This is a genomic window from Bacillus sp. LR_5 (assembly GCF_042709275.1).
Window position 1 is genome coordinate 1 of the sequence record NZ_JAVAXX010000665.1, and the last position, 820, is coordinate 820.

1 protein-coding gene is annotated in these 820 nt (G+C 55.9%); it reads right to left on the minus strand.

Features of this window, described 5'->3' with window-relative positions; translation table 11 throughout:
* The coding region (locus RAC86_RS39355; RefSeq protein WP_377887032.1) for an amino acid adenylation domain-containing protein at window positions 1–820 on the minus strand (820 nt) is incomplete at both ends.

Genomic DNA, 820 nt, shown 5'->3' on the forward strand with positions numbered 1-820 from the left:
TACGTCCTCCCACAGCTGAGAAAGCTTCATCTCAGTCACGTTTCTCGGCGCCGTGTAGGTCTCCGCATCTGCCGCTCCGCCAGGAGCTGGCAGGGCGTTTCGGTCGAGCTTTCCGCTTGGTGTAACCGGCCACTGTTCCATCTCTATCATATAGGCTGGGACCATGTAGCCCGGCAACAGTCTTTCAAGCTGTGCCCGCACTTCGTTTCTTTCGAGCCCTTCTACATAAGCGCATAATTCCGGCTCGCCGCTGTCTGTCCGTACGGTAACAGCCGCCTCCCTTACGCCTTCTATGCTTCTTAGTGCCGCTTCAATTTCTCCCGGTTCAATCCGGTAGCCGCGGATTTTCACCTGATCATCCGTGCGCCCGAGGAATTCAATATTCCCGTCAGGGAGCCAGCGCGCCACATCCCCGGTTTTGTACATGCGTTCACCCGGGTAAAACGGGTCCTTAAGAAAACGCTCCTCCGTTAATGCCGGCCGATTCAAATAACCTCTGGCAACACCCGCTCCGGCAATGTACAGTTCGCCGGCGACACCAGAAGGCTGTACGGCTAAATGTGGATCTAAAACATACAAACGCGCACCGGGTACGGGCTTCCCAATCGGAATCCGCAAACGGTCCCTGTCCCGTTCTGGGTCCAACACGTAAAATGCCGCGTCTACCGTTGCTTCTGTCGGCCCGTAACCATGGATTAATGATACCTGTGGCAAGATAGAAGCAAAACGGGCTGCCGTACGCGGCGCAAGCGGTTCACCTCCGGCGAATACACGCTTTAGGTTTGTCCCGTCACCGAGCGCTAACATTTCCGCTTGATCT